Source organism: Escherichia sp. E10V10 (genome assembly GCF_004211985.1).
Classification (GTDB): Bacteria; Pseudomonadota; Gammaproteobacteria; order Enterobacterales; family Enterobacteriaceae; genus Escherichia.
In genome coordinates this window covers 703,577-720,853 of record NZ_RHJO01000001.1, presented here as the reverse complement: position 1 = coordinate 720,853, position 17,277 = coordinate 703,577, and the positions used below count along the sequence as shown (strand labels likewise).

Here is a 17,277-nt window from a genome sequence, read left to right as displayed (position 1 = left end):
TTGGCAAATGCAGTACGGGGGGCATATGACCTGGTTTATTGACCGGCGTCTGAACGGCAAAAATAAAAGCATGGTGAATCGCCAGCGTTTTTTACGCCGTTATAAAGCGCAAATTAAACAGTCGATCTCCGAGGCCATTAATAAGCGTTCGGTGACCGATGTCGACAGCGGCGAGTCCGTTTCCATTCCAACGGAAGATATCAGCGAACCAATGTTTCATCAGGGGCGTGGCGGCTTGCGCCATCGCGTTCATCCGGGCAACGACCATTTCGTACAGAACGACCGTATTGAGCGGCCTCAAGGCGGCGGCGGTGGTTCTGGTAGCGGTCAGGGCCAGGCCAGCCAGGACGGTGAAGGTCAGGATGAATTCGTCTTTCAGATTTCGAAAGATGAGTATCTCGATCTGCTGTTTGAAGATTTGGCCTTACCAAATCTGAAACAAAACCAGCAACGCCAGTTGACCGAATTTAAAACACATCGCGCGGGTTATACCGCAAATGGCGTTCCGGCCAACATTAGTGTGGTGCGTTCATTGCAAAATTCACTGGCGCGACGTACCGCGATGACCGCGGGCAAGCGGCGGGAACTGCACGCGCTGGAAGAAGATTTAGCGATAATCAGCAATACTGAACCTGCGCAACTGCTGGAAGAGGAACGCTTGCGCAAAGAAATTGCCGAACTGCGAGCTAAAATTGAACGTGTTCCTTTCATCGACACTTTCGATTTACGCTACAAAAATTACGAGAAACGGCCCGATCCCTCCAGCCAGGCAGTAATGTTCTGCCTGATGGACGTTTCTGGCTCGATGGATCAATCCACCAAAGATATGGCCAAACGTTTTTATATACTTCTGTATCTGTTCCTGAGCAGAACATACAAGAACGTGGAAGTCGTTTACATTCGCCATCATACCCAGGCGAAAGAAGTTGATGAACATGAGTTTTTCTACTCACAGGAAACGGGCGGCACCATTGTTTCCAGCGCGCTGAAGCTGATGGATGATGTGGTAAAAGAGCGTTATAACCCGGCGCAGTGGAATATCTATGCTGCACAAGCATCGGACGGCGACAACTGGGCTGATGATTCTCCGCTGTGCCATGAGATTCTGGCGAAGAAATTACTGCCAGTTGTTCGTTATTACAGCTATATCGAAATTACTCGTCGTGCTCATCAGACATTGTGGCGAGAATATGAGCATCTGCAATCTACTTTCGAAAACTTTGCGATGCAGCATATCCGCGATCAGGATGATATTTATCCGGTATTCCGTGAACTGTTTCATAAGCAAAACGCAACTGCTAAAGACTAGTACCATCAGCCAGGTCATTATTGCCTGGCTGATTTTTAGCTTACTGTAAATTATTTAATTTATTATATACGTTAGCTTACAATTGCTTTAAATATGACAGCATCACCTTTACACAATTTAGTTCCAGAAAACAATCATTCGGAAAAATGATTTGATTAACACGTATTTTCCCGGGGTTATTCTTTAATTATTTTTTAGCAATAACGAAAATTGATCATGATCAAAACCACATATCCCGACCATCAATAAAATCAGCACTCACATTGCTCTCCTTTTTATGATTTCTATGTGTACACAAAAGCTAAAAGCACAAAGCTTTTTTATTTTCAGTTTGCTACTGACATTGATTTTATTTTGCATCACCACCTTATATAACGAAAACACCAATGTAAAACTCATCCCGCAGATGAATTACCTGATGGTTGTTGTGGCTTTGTTTTTCCTTAACGCCGTCATTTTTCTATTCATGCTAATGAAATATTTCACTAACCGTGAAATTTTTCCAACACTCATTTTAAGCCTTGCATTTTTAAGTGGTATTTTCTATTTAACTGAAACCATTGTCATTATTCATAAACCTATCAGTGACAGCACACTTATTCAGGCTAAATCAAATGATGTTTCCATATTATATCTGTTTCGCCAGCTAAGTTTCATTTGCTTAACAGCGTTAGCTCTCTTCTGTTATGACCGAAACAGTATTCTAACGAACAACAAGAAAAAAACCTGCATCCTGTTGTTGGCACTGATACCTTTCATGTTGTTTCCCTTACTGGCACACAACCTGAGCAGTTATAATCCTGACTATTCCTTATACGTCGTAGATTACTGTCCGGATAGCCATTCTGCGAGCTGGGGAATTAACTACACAAAAATTTTGGTTTGTCTGTGGGCATGTTTACTGTTCTTTATTATCATGCGCACACGATTAACCAGCGAACTTTGGCCGTCAATAGCGTTATTATGTCTGGCATCGCTCTGCTGTAACTTACTTTTGCTGACTCTGGATGAATATAACTACACCATCTGGTACATCAGTCGTGGTATTGAAGTTTCCAGCAAACTGTTTGTTGTTGCTTTTCTGATTTATAACATTTTTCAAGAACTGCAACTCTCCAGCAAACTGGCGGTTCATGATGTGTTGACCAATATTTATAATCGCCGTTACTTTTTCAACAGCGTAGAGTCATTATTGTCGCAACCTGTTGTGAAGGATTTTTGTATCATGCTGGTAGATATTAACCAGTTCAAACGCATCAATGACCTATGGGGACATCATGTGGGCGATAAAGTGCTGGTTTCAATTGTCGATATTATCCAGCAAAGTATCCGCCCCGATGACATTTTAGCCCGTCTTGAGGGGGAAGTATTTGGGCTGCTATTTACCGAACTCAATGCTGCCCAGGCAAAAATTATTGCTGAACGTGTGCGTAAAAATGTCGAACTCCTGACCGGCTTTAGTAACAGGTATGCTGTTCCTGAACCAATGACTATCAGCATTGGCAGTGTTTTTTCCACCGGAGATACGCACAATCTTTCACTTGTCATGACAGAAGCAGATAAAGCCTTACGTGAGGCGAAAAGCGAGGGAGGCAACAAAGTGATTATTCATCGTCTTTGAGTGCAAAAATATTCACAGCCATGCTTTTTGCGTGGCTTTTGCATACAATTAATATCTAATACCACTAAATTTCTCCTCCCCAACGGCACAGAGATGAGTATAATTAGCGCCCCTGTGCCAGGCCGCAATCGAACTTTAACTGGTTTTCTCATTTCACTAACCGAAGGAGTGCCATTTATCATGAAATTGCACCATAGAATGCTCCGGCATTTTATCGCCGCAAGTGTCATTGTGCTGACATCTTCCTTCCTTATTTTTGAACTTGTCGCCAGCGACAGAGCGATGAGCGCCTACTTGCGCTATATCGTCCAGAAAGCGGATTCCTCCTTTCTCTATGATAAGTATCAAAATCAGAGTATTGCCGCACATGTCATGCGCGCACTTGCTGCTGAGCAGTCAGAGGTGTCACCAGAACAGCGACGTGCTATCTGCGAGGCTTTTGAAACGGCCAATAATACTCATGGATTAAATCTGACGGCCCATACTTATTCTGGCTTGCGCGGGACATTACAGAGCGCATCCGATGACTGTGACACAATTGTGGAAGCAGCGGCGCTATTACCCGCATTTGATCAAGCAGTGGAAGGCAATCGCCATCAAGATGAATATGGTTCCGGTCTTGGGATGGCTGAAGAGAAATTTCACTATTATCTCGATCTCAATGACCGCTATGTCTATTTTTATGAGCCGGTCAATGTTGAATACTTCGCCATGAATAACTGGTCGTTTTTGCAATCTGGAAGCATTGGCATTAACCGTAAAGATATTGAAAAGGTGTTTACCGGTCGCACCGTGTTATCGAGCATTTACCAGGATCAGCGTACCAAACAGAATGTGATGAGCTTGCTGACGCCGGTTTATCTCGCGGGTCAACTTAAAGGGATTGTGCTGCTGGATATCAATAAAAACAACCTGCGGAATATCTTTTACACTCATGACCGCCCTCTCCTCTGGCGTTTTCTCAATGTTACGCTTACCGATGTAGATTCGGGTCGGGACATTATTATCAACCAGAGTGAAGACAATCTGTTTCAGTATGTCAGTTACGTCCATGACTTACCTGGCGGAATTCGCGTTACATTATCCATTGATATTCTTTACTTTATTACATCTTCATGGAAAAGCGTTGTCTTCTGGCTGCTGACGGCATTGATATTACTGAATATGGTGCGCATGCACTTCCGCTTGTACCAAAACGTGACTCGCGAAAATATTAGCGATGCGATGACCGGATTGTATAACCGCAAAATATTGACTCCTGAGTTGCAGCAACGCTTGCAGCGCCTGGTTCAGGCAGGTTCTGCAGTCATGTTTATTGCTATTGACATGGACAAGTTAAAGCAAATTAATGACACACTCGGCCACCAGGAAGGTGATTTAGCGATTACTTTATTGGCACAGGCGATTAAACAGTCGATTCGTAAAAGCGATTATGCTATCCGTCTCGGCGGTGATGAATTTTGCATTATCCTGGTCGATTCGACGCCACAAATTGCTGCGCAATTGCCTGACCGTATCGAAAAACGCCTGCAACATATCGCGCCGCAAAAAGAGATCGGCTTCTCTTCCGGTATTTACGCGATGAAAGAAACCGATACGATTCACGATGCTTATAAAGCTTCCGATGAACGTCTGTATGTCAATAAACAGAACAAAAACAGCAGTTCATGATAATCTTCTGTGGTTGTTTAGTTATAAATCCAGGAGCGTGAAATGACTGAAGTGGCTAAAGGAAGCGTGACGCATCAGCGCTTAATCGCTTTATTATCACAAGAAGGCGCTAACTTCCGCATCGTCACCCACGAAGCTGTGGGCAAATGTGAAGCGGTGTCAGAAATTCGCGGCACCGCTTTGGGCCAGGGCGCCAAGGCGCTGGTGTGTAAAGTCAAAGGTAATGGCGTTAATCAACATGTATTAGCGATACTCCCTGCCGATCAACAGGCCGATCTGAGCCAACTCGCCAGTCACATTGGCGGGTTACGCGCCTCGCTTGCCAGCCCGGCAGAGGTCGATGAACTCACTGGCTGCGTTTTTGGCGCCATCCCGCCTTTCAGCTTCCCCCCCAAACTCAAACTGGTCGCCGACCCACTACTCTTCGAGCGATTCGATGAAATTGCCTTCAATGCGGGCATGCTGGATAAATCAGTTATTCTTAACACCGCAGATTATTTACGCATTGCGCAACCAGAGCTGGTCCATTTCCGCCGTACTGTATAACTAGCTGGTCCGTTCAAGTAGCAAAACGGACAGTACCAGCACAACCGCAATGGCAAAAAACGATGACGTGATAATCAGTGTCTCAATGAACATTTGATCGTTCATGGTTTTACCCCTGGAGATAACTGTTTTCACGTTATTGTTAGCGTACGCAAATGGCAGTTTGATGACAATTCTCCCTATTTTTTATGCAAAAAGTGTAATTAATGTCTGATTCCTGCCCTCAGCAAGCGTAAAGTACGGGGGATAATTATTTTTTGGCAAGGAAACCACGATGGTTGATGTCACTTTGTTAATCCTCCTCGGATTAGCTGCGCTGGGCTTTGTCAGCCACAACACCACTGTCGCAGTTTCAATTCTGGTGTTGATCATTGTCCGCGTCACACCGTTGAGCACCTTTTTCCCCTGGATTGAAAAACAAGGGTTGAGTATCGGGATAATTATTCTCACCATCGGTGTTATGGCCCCAATCGCCAGCGGGACGCTGCCACCGTCGACACTTGTTCACTCGTTTCTGAACTGGAAATCATTAGTCGCGATTGCCGTAGGCGTGATTGTTTCCTGGCTTGGCGGACGCGGCGTCACGTTAATGGGTAGTCAACCACAACTGGTAGCCGGATTGCTGATGGGTACGGTTTTGGGCGTAGCGCTTTTTCGCGGTGTGCCCGTCGGCCCGCTTATTGCTGCTGGCCTGGTTTCGCTGATTATTGGTAAGCAGTAATTTTTGCCGTAGCCGCCATAAGCATAAAAACAAAGTGCTATAGTGGCGTGGCAATGTTGCGTGAAAGGGAGAACAAACACGATGAATATTCAGTGTAAACGCGTCTATGATGCGGCTGAACAAGGCGATGGTTATCGCGTACTGGTCGATCGTCTCTGGCCGCGTGGTATCAAGAAAACAGATTTAGCACTTGATGAATGGGACAAAACCATCACGCCTTCAACAGAACTACGCAAAGCCTTTCACGGCGAAGTGATCGATTTTGAAACCTTTCGCGAACAATATCTTGCAGAACTGGCGCAGCATGAGCAAGAAGGGAAACGACTGGCGGATATTGCCCGCCAGCAGACACTAACCCTACTCTATTCGGCAAAAAATACCACGCAAAACCATGCACTGGTGCTGGCCGATTGGCTACGCAGTTTGTGATTCCAGCCCGGCATCCGGTTGTTATTTTCTATCAGCCGGATGATCCCTCCGCCATAATGCCCATTCATCAATCGTTTCACCGCCCGGTAATTTGCAATTGTTGCTGACTCCTTGCGCTGTTTGTACCGGAATAAGCGTACCTCCCTTTTGCTGGCAGTAGACCGATGCAGGATTAGCCATTCCAACATGTGGCGGTTTAGGCGCATCGGGTTGAGAAGCGGTTGAACACCCCGCCAGGACTAGCAGGCAAGGCAAAGCAAAACGGATAATTTTCATATAGTGATCTCACTCGTTTATCTACACTTTAGAGTATCGCGGTATCGTTATGTTTTGCAGCACTATTTCTTTTACATTCATTCAAAATATATTACGTCTGGTTTCATCTTTGTTGATGATGTTTTATCATGCCTGTAAAGATTAAATATTCAGCATTTACCTACCACCTCCTGGAGTTCTTTCGTGTCAGATCAGATCATTGCCCGCGTCTCGCAGTCACTCGCCTCGGAACAGTCTCTGGAAAGTCTGGTCCGGCAACTTCTGGAGATGCTAGAAATGGTTACCGACATGGAGTCGGCGTATCTGACAAAAGTGGATATTGACGCACGCCTGCAACACATTTTGTATGCCCGTAATAGCCAAAAAATGCACATCCCGGAGAATTTTACCGTTTCCTGGGATCACTCATTGTGCAAACGCGCAATTGATGAGAACTGTTTTTTCAGCGATGAAGTCCCTGACCGTTGGGGCGACTGCATTGCGGCACGCAATCTTGGGATCACGACATTTCTGAGCACACCGATTCACTTACCGGATGGCTCATTCTACGGCACGCTTTGCGCCGCCAGCAGCGAGAAACGCCCGTGGAGCGAACGTGCAGAGCAAGTTTTGCAGTTATTCGCCGGGCTTATTACACAATACATCCAAAAAGAGGCGCTGGTTGAGCAATTGCGTGAAGCTAATGCGGCGTTGATTGCGCAATCCTATACTGACTCTTTGACGGGAGTGCCGAATCGAAGGGCAATTTTTGATAATCTGACGACACTTTTTTCTCTCGCGCGGCATCTGAAGCGTAAAGCAATTATTGCCTTTATCGATCTGGATAACTTCAAATTAATCAATGACCGTTTTGGTCATAATAGCGGCGATCTGTTTCTTATTCAGGTTGGCCAGCGCCTTAACACACTACATCAGAATAGCGAGATTATTGGTCGTCTCGGCGGTGATGAATTTTTGGTCGCTTCGCTAGCCGATGAAAATGCCGATATCCCGTCATTGCGTGAGCGTATTCAGCAGCAAATACGCGGTGAATATCACTTAGGTGATGTTGACTTGTTTTATCCTGGCGCCAGCCTTGGCATTATTGAAGTGGATCCTGAAACAACCGATGCCGACAGCGCCCTGCATGCCGCCGATATTGCAATGTACCAGGAGAAAAAACACAAAGAGAAAAAGCCTTTTGTCGCGCATTCAGCTCTGGATTCCTGAGGCGTATTCACATCCTTTTGATTGGTGATAACATGCGAATCGGTATTATTTTCCCTGTCGTAATCTTTATTACGGCAGTCGTATTTTTAGCGTGGTTTTTTATTGGCGGCTATGCTGCCCCAGGAGCATAAAGATGAAAAAAACAACGATTATTATGATGGGTGTTGCGATTATTGTCGTCCTCGGTACCGAGCTAGGGTGGTGGTAACACTGCACCTGTAAAAATAGCAAAGGCTGCGAAAAAGCAGCCTTTGTTTTATTTCAGCGTTAGCTTTTGACTTTTCTGTAGATAAACAGCACGACAAGCGCACCGATCACCGCAACCACGAAGCTGCCAAAGTTAAAGCCATCGACTTTACCAAAACCAAACAGTGTACTGATCCATCCGCCGACCACGGCGCCGACAATCCCCAACAGGATAGTCATGAAGAATCCACCACCATCTTTACCTGGCATAATCCACTTAGCCAGAATACCAGCAATAAGCCCAAAAATAATCCATGACAGAATGCCCATTTTATCCTTCCTTATCTGTTTTGTATTAGCAAGTTGGTCGCTAATAAAAAGCATAGCACAACATCAAAGAAGTAAAAATTGTGATGGGCATCACGCATATTTTTTTTGCGATGACGCATAAAATGGCGCAATTTTCTATCAGGTAAAATTACCAGCCACAAACATCATGTTCGTTTTCTGTGTCATAAGAGCGCACCGTGTTAACAAGATCTTTTAGCACTTCCGCCGCAACTTCTGGCACCAGCAATGTCATCGGTGTCTCTGTTTCATAATCAACAGAAACACCATTACTGTTATTGGTGACGGTTACGGTATACGTTGCTTTGCCCATAATTCATCTCCCGGTATGAATGACTTTCCGTTGTTTTGCGCCTTCCATCAGGACTTCAGGGGCAACGAAGAAGTCGATGTTGAAATAAGTATCGTCAGTCATGGCTTCAATGTTGTGCCATTTTTCCGGCGGGAACACCGCAAATTGCCCTGCTTCGATAAGGATCACCTGATCAGGTTCTGTGCTGTGTTCATCAGCATAGCCGAGATATTTGACCGCCCCATGCATAACGGACAATCGAGGGTAAACCCCGGGACGAGTTCCTTTATCAAGATGACGTTCGAATATTCCGGCAGGTGCGGTTTGTTTATTCCAGAAAGGTGTTGAGCGTGTATGAATGTAATTCTGTGGGATTTGTAGCATCCTTCTCCCTCCTTCGGTAAATGCGCTGAAAACCGTTTACTCCAGCCGTTTCAGGGTACGCCTGATAATTTGCATTTTAAATACCATTTATTGGTTACTTTTTAGCACCGTGTCAACGTCCAGGCGCGGTGGCGTTCAGGAGGGAAGCCCGCGGTATCGCGGGCGGAAAGTATTAAGATTGCAGCGTCGCCAGTCGAGCGGCAAAACCGACAAACATCAAACCAATCAGAGAGTTGCCTAGTTTTGCCAGTTTCTTTTTAGTGCGAATGTACTGCGTGACAAAGGCGCCGGAAATAATCAGGAAGCTCAAATAACAGAAGCTGACTATCTCAAGTGTCATCGCCAGAATAAAGAACGAAATACCCGTATGTGGCGCATTAACGTCGATAAATTGCACGAAAAATGACACGTAGAATAAAATAGCTTTCGGGTTGGTCAGGCTCAATATTAAGGCGCGCTTGAAAATAGCGCCATATTGCGGTTCATCCGATTTGGCCTCGCTATTGTTGCCCTTCAGGGTGGCGTAAAGAATTTTACCCCCAAGATAGAGCAAATAAAACGCGCCAAGATAACGTACGATGTTGAATAATATCGGTGTGGTCTTAATCAACGTTGCCACACCTGCCCACGCCAGAAACATTAATACCGCATCACCAATAAATACGCCGCAGGCTGCAAGATAACCACCTTTCACTCCACTGCTGACGCTATTTTTAAGCACAAACAAAGTATTCGGCCCAGGCACCAGCACGATAAAAATGGCCCCAACCAGATAGGTCCAGTAATTCAGAACCCCATATTCAGCGAACACGTTAACCTCTTTAATTTTCTTTGGGAAATGCGCGAATAAAGGTGAATATGCTAACCAATCTGTAGTGGCTTAGAAAGGAGAAAATCAGGTTTTAACCTGATAATAACCCGATGATTGAATCATTAATCAGGCGTGGTCCAGTGAAAAATTCGGGTAGTGCTCGGCAAAATACTGGCGTAAAAACTCTACCGTTATCCGCACCTTCGCTGATGTTGCCAGCCTGGATACATACACCGCCCAGACATTCGCGGGCTGATAATACTCCGGTAGTACCTGCACCAAATGGCCACTGGCAATATTTTCGCTGACATCCCACCAGGAGCGCAGCGCAATACCCTGACCATCGAGACACCATTGATGCACTATTTCACCATGATTAGACGACAACGGGCCGGTGACTTTAATGGCGTGGTTTCCTTCTTTATTGCGCAATTGCCAGACACCAAATGGATGATCGCGCTCTTTTATAACCAGACAAGGTAACGCTGAAAGGTCCGTGAAATGTTTCGGCGCACCATGTTGCGCAATAAATTCCGGCGACGCGCAGAGGATACGGTAATTGGTCGCCAGTTTGCGGGCGATTAAGTTAGGTGCAATGTCATCACCAATACGAATATCGAGATCGACGCCTTCATTAACCAGGTCGACCAGTCTGTCTTCCACGTCAAAGCGTAATTCCAGTTGCGGATAAGCCTTTGCCAGCGCCGATAATGCCGGAGCAACAACTCGCCGTCCAAACCCAAAACTACTGATAACACGCAACATCCCTTGTGGCACGAGGCGCACGTCGGAGAGTTCATCCATCATCTGCCCGACATCCTGCAATATGCGCTGCGCCCACTCATAAATCCGCTCACCTTCTTCGGTGATCGTCACGCGACGAGTGGTGCGGTGTAATAACACCACGTTCAGCGTTTGTTCCAGTAAGGCGATACGCTTGCTAACGAAAGCCGGAGAAACACCCATTTCTTCTGCAACAGCAGCAAAACCAGCCCGGCGAGCCACCAGCATAAAGACGCGCAAATCGTTCAGCAGCGGTAAATTATTCATGATTCGTGTTTTATGTTTCACCAGTTGCGGGGATTAATTCCTTTTCAGTCAATTATAGGATGAGGGTATTGTCAATTTTGATGGTCAGGAAGTGAGAACCCAATGATGAAAACGTTTCGGATCGCTGCAATACCCGGAGATGGAATCGGCAAAGAAGTCCTTCCTGAAGGGATTCGTGTGTTACAGGCTGCCGCTGAACGCTGGGGCTTCGCCTTAAGCTTTGAGCAGATGGAGTGGGCAAGTTGCGAATATTACAGCCATCACGGCAAAATGATGCCGGACGACTGGCATGAACAACTCAGCCGTTTCGACGCTATCTACTTTGGTGCCGTCGGCTGGCCGGATACCGTTCCGGACCATATTTCGTTATGGGGATCGCTGCTGAAATTTCGCCGTGAATTTGACCAATACGTTAACCTGCGTCCGGTCCGCCTCTTTCCTGGCGTACCTTGCCCACTGGCGGGGAAACAGCCTGGCGATATCGATTTTTACGTAGTGCGCGAGAACACAGAAGGCGAATACTCGTCTCTGGGTGGACGGTTAAACGAAGGAACGGAGCATGAGGTTGTCATCCAGGAATCGGTATTTACCCGCCGTGGCGTCGACCGTATTTTGCGTTATGCCTTTGAACTTGCACAAAGCCGCCCACGTAAGACGCTGACTTCCGCCACCAAATCTAACGGTTTAGCCATCAGCATGCCGTACTGGGATGAGCGCGTGGAAGCAATGGCAGAAAATTACCCGGCGATCCGCTGGGACAAGCAGCATATTGATATTCTCTGCGCGCGCTTTGTGATGCAACCAGAACGTTTTGACGTGGTGGTGGCATCCAATTTGTTTGGCGATATCCTTTCCGATCTTGGCCCGGCCTGCACCGGAACCATCGGCATTGCCCCATCCGCCAACCTGAATCCGGAACGTACTTTTCCGTCGCTCTTCGAGCCTGTCCACGGTTCCGCGCCGGATATCTACGGGAAAAATATTGCTAACCCTATCGCCACGATTTGGGCCGGTGCAATGATGCTCGATTTCCTCGGCAATGGCGATGAGCGTTTCCAGCAAGCGCATAACGGTATTCTGGCAGCGATTGAAGAAGTGATTGCTCACGGGCCGAAAACACCCGATATGAAAGGCAATGCCACCACACCACAGGTTGCCGACGCGATTTGCAAAATTATTTTGCGTTAAGGTCAAACCAGTTTATTTGAACCGCGTCACTGACGCGGTTTTTTTATTCATTCTCTTCAGTAAATAACCTGCGTCATTTCACCTTTTATTGTTTCCGTTTCGTGTTTTATGGCTTTCCGTATTCTTAATTGTTTAATTTATGTAACATGCAAATAATCAATTTGTTAAACACAACATGCAATTCATTACCCTGCACATAATTACAACTGGCAAAAGCCAGAGACGGGCTTTTATGCCCAGGAGATGACTCATGATGAGCAATGTTAAGAAAAAAGATGTGCCGCTGATAAGCATCAGTCTGGTGGCCATTCTTTTCATCGCAGCTGCATTAAGCCTTTTCCCACAACAATCGGCCGACGCGGCCAACGCAATATTCACATTTGTCACGCGTACGTTAGGTTCCGCCGTACAGGTATTGGTTTTGCTGGCAATGGGACTGGTGATTTATTTAGCCACCAGTAAATACGGCAATATTCGTCTTGGCGAAGGAAAACCGGAATACAGCACGCTCTCCTGGCTGTTTATGTTTATTTGTGCCGGTTTAGGTTCTTCTACGCTTTATTGGGGGGTTGCTGAGTGGGCCTATTATTATCAAACGCCTGGTTTAAATATCGCGCCGCGTTCACAACAGGCACTCGAATTTAGCGTTCCCTACTCCTTCTTCCATTGGGGAATCAGCGCGTGGGCAACCTATACGCTGGCCTCATTAATCATGGCTTACCACTTCCATGTGCGGAAAAATAAGGGGCTGAGCCTTTCCGGCATTATTGCTGCTATTACCGGCATTCGCCCGCAAGGTCCGTGGGGAAAACTGGTCGATTTGATGTTCCTGATCGCCACTGTCGGCGCACTGACTATTTCCCTGGTCGTCACCGCCGCAACTTTTACTCGTGGTCTTTCCGCGCTGACCGGTTTACCGGATAACTTCACCGTGCAGGCATTTGTGATCCTGCTTTCCGGCGGCATTTTTTGCCTTAGCTCGTGGATTGGTATCAACAACGGTTTGCAACGTCTGAGCAAAATGGTCGGCTGGGGCGCCTTCCTGCTGCCATTGCTGGTTCTGATTGTCGGCCCAACCGAATTTATTACCAACAGCATCATCAATGCCATCGGCCTGACCACGCAAAACTTCCTGCAAATGAGTTTATTTACCGATCCGCTTGGCGATGGTTCATTTACCCGCAACTGGACCGTTTTCTACTGGCTGTGGTGGATCTCATACACGCCCGGCGTGGCAATGTTTGTCACCCGCGTTTCGCGTGGCCGTAAGATTAAAGAAGTTATCTGGGGACTGATCCTCGGCAGCACCGTCGGTTGCTGGTTCTTCTTCGGTGTAATGGAAAGCTATGCCATTCATCAGTTTATCAATGGCGTAATCAACGTCCCACAGGTGCTGGAAACACTGGGCGGTGAAACTGCCGTTCAACAAGTTCTGATGTCGTTGCCTGCAGGTAAATTGTTCCTCGCCGCATACCTGGGCGTGATGATTATTTTCCTTGCCTCGCATATGGATGCGGTGGCCTACACCATGGCGGCGACCAGTACGCGAAATCTCCAGGAAGGTGACGATCCTGACCGTGGGCTGCGTCTTTTCTGGTGCGTGGTGATCACACTGATCCCGCTTTCAATTCTGTTCACCGGCGCGTCGCTGGAAACGATGAAAACCACCGTCGTGCTCACAGCCCTTCCCTTCCTCGTCATTTTACTGGTGAAAGTCGGCGGATTTCTTCGCTGGCTGAAACAGGATTACGCCGACATTCCGGCTCATCAAGTTGAACATTATCTCCCGCAGACACCGGTTGAAGCCCCGGAAAAAACGCCAGTGCTCCCTGCGGGAACCGTATTCAAAGGCGACAACTGAGCGCCATCATCCTAACGATAAAGGTATCCCTATGAGCAATCTGAGCCCTGACTTTGTACTACCCGAAAATTTTTGCGCTAACCCGCAAGAGGCGTGGACCATTCCTGCCCGTTTTTATACCGATCAGAACGCCTTTGAACACGAAAAAGAGAACGTCTTCGCTAAAAGCTGGATTTGCGTCGCCCACAGCAGCGAACTGGCGAATGCTAATGATTACGTGACGCGTGAGATCATTGGCGAAAGCATCGTGCTGGTACGCGGTCGTGATAAGGTTTTGCGCGCGTTCTATAACGTTTGTCCGCACCGTGGTCATCAGTTGTTGAGCGGTGAAGGAAAAGCAAAAAATGTGATTACCTGCCCATATCACGCATGGGCATTCAAACTCGATGGCAACCTGGCCCACGCACGTAACTGTGAAAACGTCGCTAATTTCGACAGCGACAAAGCGCAACTGGTCCCGGTGCGTCTGGAAGAATATGCCGGATTCGTCTTCATCAACATGGACCCTAACGCCACCAGCGTGGAAGATCAGTTACCTGGTCTGGGAGCGAAAGTGCTGGAAGCCTGCCCGGAAGTCCACGACCTGAAACTGGCGGCCCGTTTTACCACCCGCACGCCTGCCAACTGGAAGAACATTGTCGATAACTATCTCGAGTGCTATCACTGTGGTCCGGCGCATCCAGGTTTCTCCGACTCCGTTCAGGTTGATCGTTACTGGCACACCATGCACGGTAACTGGACACTGCAATACGGTTTCGCCAAACCATCCGAACAGTCGTTTAAATTTGAAGAGGGTACGGATGCGGCATTCCACGGTTTCTGGCTGTGGCCGTGCACTATGCTGAACGTCACACCGATCAAAGGGATGATGACGGTCATTTATGAATTCCCGGTGGATTCTGAAACCACCCTGCAAAACTACGATATTTACTTCACCAATGAAGAGTTAACCGACGAGCAAAAATCGCTGATTGAGTGGTATCGCGATGTGTTCCGTCCGGAGGATTTACGTCTGGTTGAAAGCGTACAGAAAGGGCTGAAATCGCGTGGCTATCGTGGTCAGGGGCGCATCATGGCCGACAGTAGCGGTAGCGGGATTTCCGAACACGGTATCGCCCATTTCCATAATCTGCTGGCGCAGGTGTTTAAGGACTAATGACATCGGCGGCGGTCTACTCCGCCGCCGGGCTGATTTTTGATGGAGTACAGCAATGTCAGACTATCAAATGTTTGAAGTACAGGTGAGTCAGGTGGAACCGCTTACCGAACAGGTGAAACGCTTCACGCTGGTGGCAACCGATGGCAAACCATTACCTACGTTCACCGGTGGAAGTCACGTCATTGTGCAGATGAGCGATGGTGATAACCATTACAGCAATGCGTATTCACTGCTGAGTTCGCCTCTCGATACAACTCATTATCAGATTGCCGTTCGATTGGAAGAAAACTCGCGCGGTGGTTCGCGCTTTTTGCATCAGCAGGTGAAAGCAGGCGATCGGTTGACCATTTCGACACCTAATAATCTGTTTGCGCTAATTCCCTCGGCCAGAAAGCATCTGTTTATCGCGGGCGGTATTGGTATCACCCCTTTCCTGTCGCACATGGCAGAGTTGCAACACAGCGACGTCGACTGGCAGCTACATTACTGCTCGCGAAATCCAGAAAGCTGCGCATTTCGTGATGAGCTAGTCCAACATCCGCAGGCTGAGAAAATCCATTTGCATCACTCATCGACCGGAACGCGACTTGAATTAGCGCGATTATTGGCGGATATCGAACCTGGCACACACGTTTATACCTGTGGCCCCGAGGCGCTAAATGAAGCGGTAAGAAGTGAAGCTGCCCGTCTGGACATCGCCGCCGATACGCTGCACTTTGAGCAGTTTGCAATTGAAGACAAAACCGGCGATGCGTTTACACTGGTGCTCGCCCGTTCCGGTAAAGAGTTTGTGGTGCCGGAAGAGATGACCATTTTGCAGGTCATTGAAAATAATAAAGCGGCAAAAGTTGAATGTTTATGTCGTGAAGGGGTATGTGGGACCTGCGAAACGGCGATTCTGGAAGGTGAAGCTGACCATCGGGACCAGTATTTTAGCGATGAAGAACGCGCCAGCCAGCAAAGTATGTTGATCTGTTGTTCACGCGCGAAGGGTAAACGCCTGGTGTTAGATTTGTAGTTTGTCTGAAGCCGGACGCGCCCTGTCCGGCTCAGGAAGGTTTTACTGCGGATATTCCTGCAATAAATTGTGCAATGCTTCTGCCATCAGCTCACCGCGCCAGCCGGAAATCAGCTCCGGCAAATTGTTCTGCGGTTTCAGTTTCCAGTGCCAGTTCAGCAGTTGGTTGATTTGCCGACGCGATGCCAGCAATTCGACGCTGATCTTGTGTGTTTCGCTCACGTCAGTGATCAGCGACTTAATCGCTTTAAACGCCTTGCGATAACCGGGCATGTCCATCAGGTTTGACATTGGCTGCGGTAACGCCTCCTCCGGTAATGCCTGCGCTTTCTCCACCAGCGCAAGCAGCGTTTTTCCGTGGAAGCGGATTTCGCTACCGGATAAACCCAGACTGTCCAGCTCGCCCAGACTCCCCGGCATATAACGCGCAACCGACCACAAATGCTCTTCACGCACGACAAAGTTAACCGCCAGATCGCGCTCCCGCGCCTTGCGCAGGCGCCAGTCGGCTAACAGTTGCAGACAGGCCAGTTGGCGTGTGCGTAACTGCCAGGCATTGGTGATATCACGCCATGCATCTTCCGGCGCAACGACTTCCTGACGACGCATTTGCATCAGGCGGCACTCATCCAGCGCCGCAGGTAACCAGCCAGAGGCTTCCGTTTCTACCATTAGCTTTGCGGTGATCGGTAATAAATACCAGACGTCCGCCGCTGCGTATTCACACTGACGTTCGGTTAGCGGTCTTGCCAACCAGTCGGTGCGCGATTCGCTCTTGTCGAGCGTAACGCCGGTGTACTCTTCCACCATGGAAGCAAATCCCCACGACATCGGGCGTCCGCAGAAAGCAGCGAGGATTTGCGTGTCAATCAGGGGTTGTGGTAATTCGCCAAAGACATTGAGGAACACTTCCAGATCCTCACTGCCCGCATGGAGAAATTTGGTAATGGACGGATCACGCAGGATCGCTTTCAGCGGTGACCAGTCGGTGATCCCGAGCGGATCGATTAGCGCCAGATGCTCGCCATCGAAAAGTTGAATCAACCCCAGCTGCGGGTAATAAGTGCGCGTACGAACAAATTCAGTATCCAGGGCTATCGCCGGAAAGGCACGGACGGCTTCACACAAAGAAGCCAGCGCATCGTCCGTGGTAATCATTTGGTAATTCAAATTGTATTCTCTTTAGTGGGCGTCAAAA

The 17,277-nt window shown here is 47.8% G+C and carries 21 protein-coding genes; 13 read left to right on the top strand and 8 right to left on the bottom strand.

What is annotated here, in order from left to right; translation table 11 throughout:
- Nucleotides 1–25 precede the first annotated feature (25 nt).
- From D9736_RS03380 to yeaK, 4 genes are all read left to right on the top strand, one after another.
- The gene (locus tag D9736_RS03380; RefSeq protein WP_064529212.1) at nucleotides 26–1,309 is read left to right on the top strand and encodes a YeaH/YhbH family protein; all 1,284 of its coding nucleotides are present in this window, start codon (nucleotides 26–28) and stop codon (nucleotides 1,307–1,309) included.
- Nucleotides 1,310–1,586: 277 nt separating this feature from the next.
- Nucleotides 1,587–2,930 carry a GGDEF domain-containing protein gene (locus tag D9736_RS03375; RefSeq protein WP_130257688.1) on the top strand — a complete coding sequence of 448 codons (1,344 nt, stop codon included), beginning with the start codon at nucleotides 1,587–1,589 and terminating at the stop codon, nucleotides 2,928–2,930.
- Nucleotides 2,931–3,110: 180 nt separating this feature from the next.
- Entirely contained in the window at nucleotides 3,111–4,601 is a 1,491-nt protein-coding gene (gene dgcJ / locus D9736_RS03370) for a diguanylate cyclase DgcJ (protein ID WP_130257813.1), read from the top strand.
- Between the two features lie 42 nt (nucleotides 4,602–4,643).
- Complete coding sequence (gene yeaK, locus D9736_RS03365; protein WP_130257687.1) at nucleotides 4,644–5,147, top strand: mischarged aminoacyl-tRNA deacylase; 504 nt, start codon at nucleotides 4,644–4,646, stop codon at nucleotides 5,145–5,147.
- On the opposite strand, the gene yoaI is transcribed toward yeaK, so the two are convergent.
- On the bottom strand, nucleotides 5,148–5,252 hold the full coding sequence (gene yoaI, locus D9736_RS03360) for a small membrane protein YoaI (protein ID WP_130218789.1): 105 nt from the start codon (nucleotides 5,250–5,252) through the stop codon (nucleotides 5,148–5,150).
- Between the two features lie 169 nt (nucleotides 5,253–5,421).
- On the opposite strand from yoaI, the gene D9736_RS03355 reads away from it, so the two are divergent.
- Nucleotides 5,422–5,868, top strand: a complete 447-nt coding sequence (locus D9736_RS03355) for a DUF441 domain-containing protein (RefSeq protein ID WP_130257686.1) — start codon at nucleotides 5,422–5,424, stop codon at nucleotides 5,866–5,868.
- Nucleotides 5,869–5,949: 81 nt separating this feature from the next.
- On the top strand, nucleotides 5,950–6,297 hold the full coding sequence (locus tag D9736_RS03350; RefSeq protein WP_130257685.1) for a DUF488 domain-containing protein: 348 nt from the start codon (nucleotides 5,950–5,952) through the stop codon (nucleotides 6,295–6,297).
- A gap of 21 nt (nucleotides 6,298–6,318) precedes the next feature.
- Here D9736_RS03350 and D9736_RS03345 read toward each other — a convergent pair whose 3' ends face one another.
- Nucleotides 6,319–6,573 carry a DUF333 domain-containing protein gene (locus D9736_RS03345; protein ID WP_130257684.1) on the bottom strand — a complete coding sequence of 85 codons (255 nt, stop codon included), beginning with the start codon at nucleotides 6,571–6,573 and terminating at the stop codon, nucleotides 6,319–6,321.
- A 183-nt stretch (nucleotides 6,574–6,756) separates the two neighbouring features.
- Between D9736_RS03345 and D9736_RS03340 the strand changes: the two genes are divergently transcribed.
- From D9736_RS03340 to yoaJ, 3 genes are read left to right on the top strand one after another with little or no spacing between them, the layout of a single operon-like run.
- A complete protein-coding gene (locus D9736_RS03340) occupies nucleotides 6,757–7,782 on the top strand; it encodes a sensor domain-containing diguanylate cyclase (RefSeq protein WP_130257683.1) in 1,026 nt (341 codons plus the stop codon).
- Between the two features lie 32 nt (nucleotides 7,783–7,814).
- Nucleotides 7,815–7,913: a YoaK family small membrane protein gene (locus D9736_RS03335; protein ID WP_001219350.1), complete on the top strand. Its 99-nt coding sequence runs from the start codon at nucleotides 7,815–7,817 to the stop codon at nucleotides 7,911–7,913.
- Between the two features lie 2 nt (nucleotides 7,914–7,915).
- Nucleotides 7,916–7,990: a protein YoaJ gene (gene yoaJ, locus D9736_RS03330; RefSeq protein WP_001386836.1), complete on the top strand. Its 75-nt coding sequence runs from the start codon at nucleotides 7,916–7,918 to the stop codon at nucleotides 7,988–7,990.
- Nucleotides 7,991–8,049: 59 nt separating this feature from the next.
- On the opposite strand, the gene D9736_RS03325 is transcribed toward yoaJ, so the two are convergent.
- The 5 genes from D9736_RS03325 to dmlR form a co-directional block, all read right to left on the bottom strand.
- Nucleotides 8,050–8,298 (bottom strand): GlsB/YeaQ/YmgE family stress response membrane protein, encoded by a 249-nt coding sequence (locus tag D9736_RS03325; RefSeq protein WP_064529219.1) that lies wholly within the window; start codon nucleotides 8,296–8,298, stop codon nucleotides 8,050–8,052.
- 148 nt (nucleotides 8,299–8,446) lie between these two features.
- A complete protein-coding gene (locus D9736_RS03320) occupies nucleotides 8,447–8,629 on the bottom strand; it encodes a DUF1869 domain-containing protein (RefSeq protein WP_064529220.1) in 183 nt (60 codons plus the stop codon).
- A gap of 3 nt (nucleotides 8,630–8,632) precedes the next feature.
- The gene (gene yeaR / locus D9736_RS03315; protein ID WP_240725503.1) at nucleotides 8,633–8,983 is read right to left on the bottom strand and encodes a DUF1971 domain-containing protein YeaR; all 351 of its coding nucleotides are present in this window, start codon (nucleotides 8,981–8,983) and stop codon (nucleotides 8,633–8,635) included.
- 181 nt (nucleotides 8,984–9,164) lie between these two features.
- Nucleotides 9,165–9,803 carry a leucine efflux protein LeuE gene (leuE, locus tag D9736_RS03310; protein ID WP_130208404.1) on the bottom strand — a complete coding sequence of 213 codons (639 nt, stop codon included), beginning with the start codon at nucleotides 9,801–9,803 and terminating at the stop codon, nucleotides 9,165–9,167.
- A 126-nt stretch (nucleotides 9,804–9,929) separates the two neighbouring features.
- Entirely contained in the window at nucleotides 9,930–10,853 is a 924-nt protein-coding gene (dmlR, locus tag D9736_RS03305) for a DNA-binding transcriptional regulator DmlR (RefSeq protein ID WP_130257682.1), read from the bottom strand.
- Nucleotides 10,854–10,955: 102 nt separating this feature from the next.
- Between dmlR and dmlA the strand changes: the two genes are divergently transcribed.
- From dmlA to yeaX, 4 genes are all read left to right on the top strand, one after another.
- On the top strand, nucleotides 10,956–12,041 hold the full coding sequence (dmlA, locus tag D9736_RS03300) for a multifunctional D-malate/3-isopropylmalate/tartarate dehydrogenase (protein WP_130257681.1): 1,086 nt from the start codon (nucleotides 10,956–10,958) through the stop codon (nucleotides 12,039–12,041).
- A 250-nt stretch (nucleotides 12,042–12,291) separates the two neighbouring features.
- Nucleotides 12,292–13,902: a BCCT family transporter YeaV gene (gene yeaV / locus D9736_RS03295; protein ID WP_130257680.1), complete on the top strand. Its 1,611-nt coding sequence runs from the start codon at nucleotides 12,292–12,294 to the stop codon at nucleotides 13,900–13,902.
- Nucleotides 13,903–13,933: 31 nt separating this feature from the next.
- Nucleotides 13,934–15,058 (top strand): carnitine monooxygenase, oxygenase subunit YeaW, encoded by a 1,125-nt coding sequence (gene yeaW / locus D9736_RS03290; RefSeq protein WP_000067822.1) that lies wholly within the window; start codon nucleotides 13,934–13,936, stop codon nucleotides 15,056–15,058.
- Between the two features lie 55 nt (nucleotides 15,059–15,113).
- Nucleotides 15,114–16,079 carry a carnitine monooxygenase reductase subunit YeaX gene (gene yeaX, locus D9736_RS03285; RefSeq protein WP_130257679.1) on the top strand — a complete coding sequence of 322 codons (966 nt, stop codon included), beginning with the start codon at nucleotides 15,114–15,116 and terminating at the stop codon, nucleotides 16,077–16,079.
- A 42-nt stretch (nucleotides 16,080–16,121) separates the two neighbouring features.
- Here the strand turns inward: yeaX and rnd are convergent, their stop codons facing one another.
- Entirely contained in the window at nucleotides 16,122–17,237 is a 1,116-nt protein-coding gene (gene rnd, locus D9736_RS03280) for a ribonuclease D (RefSeq protein WP_130257678.1), read from the bottom strand.
- Nucleotides 17,238–17,277 lie beyond the last annotated feature (40 nt).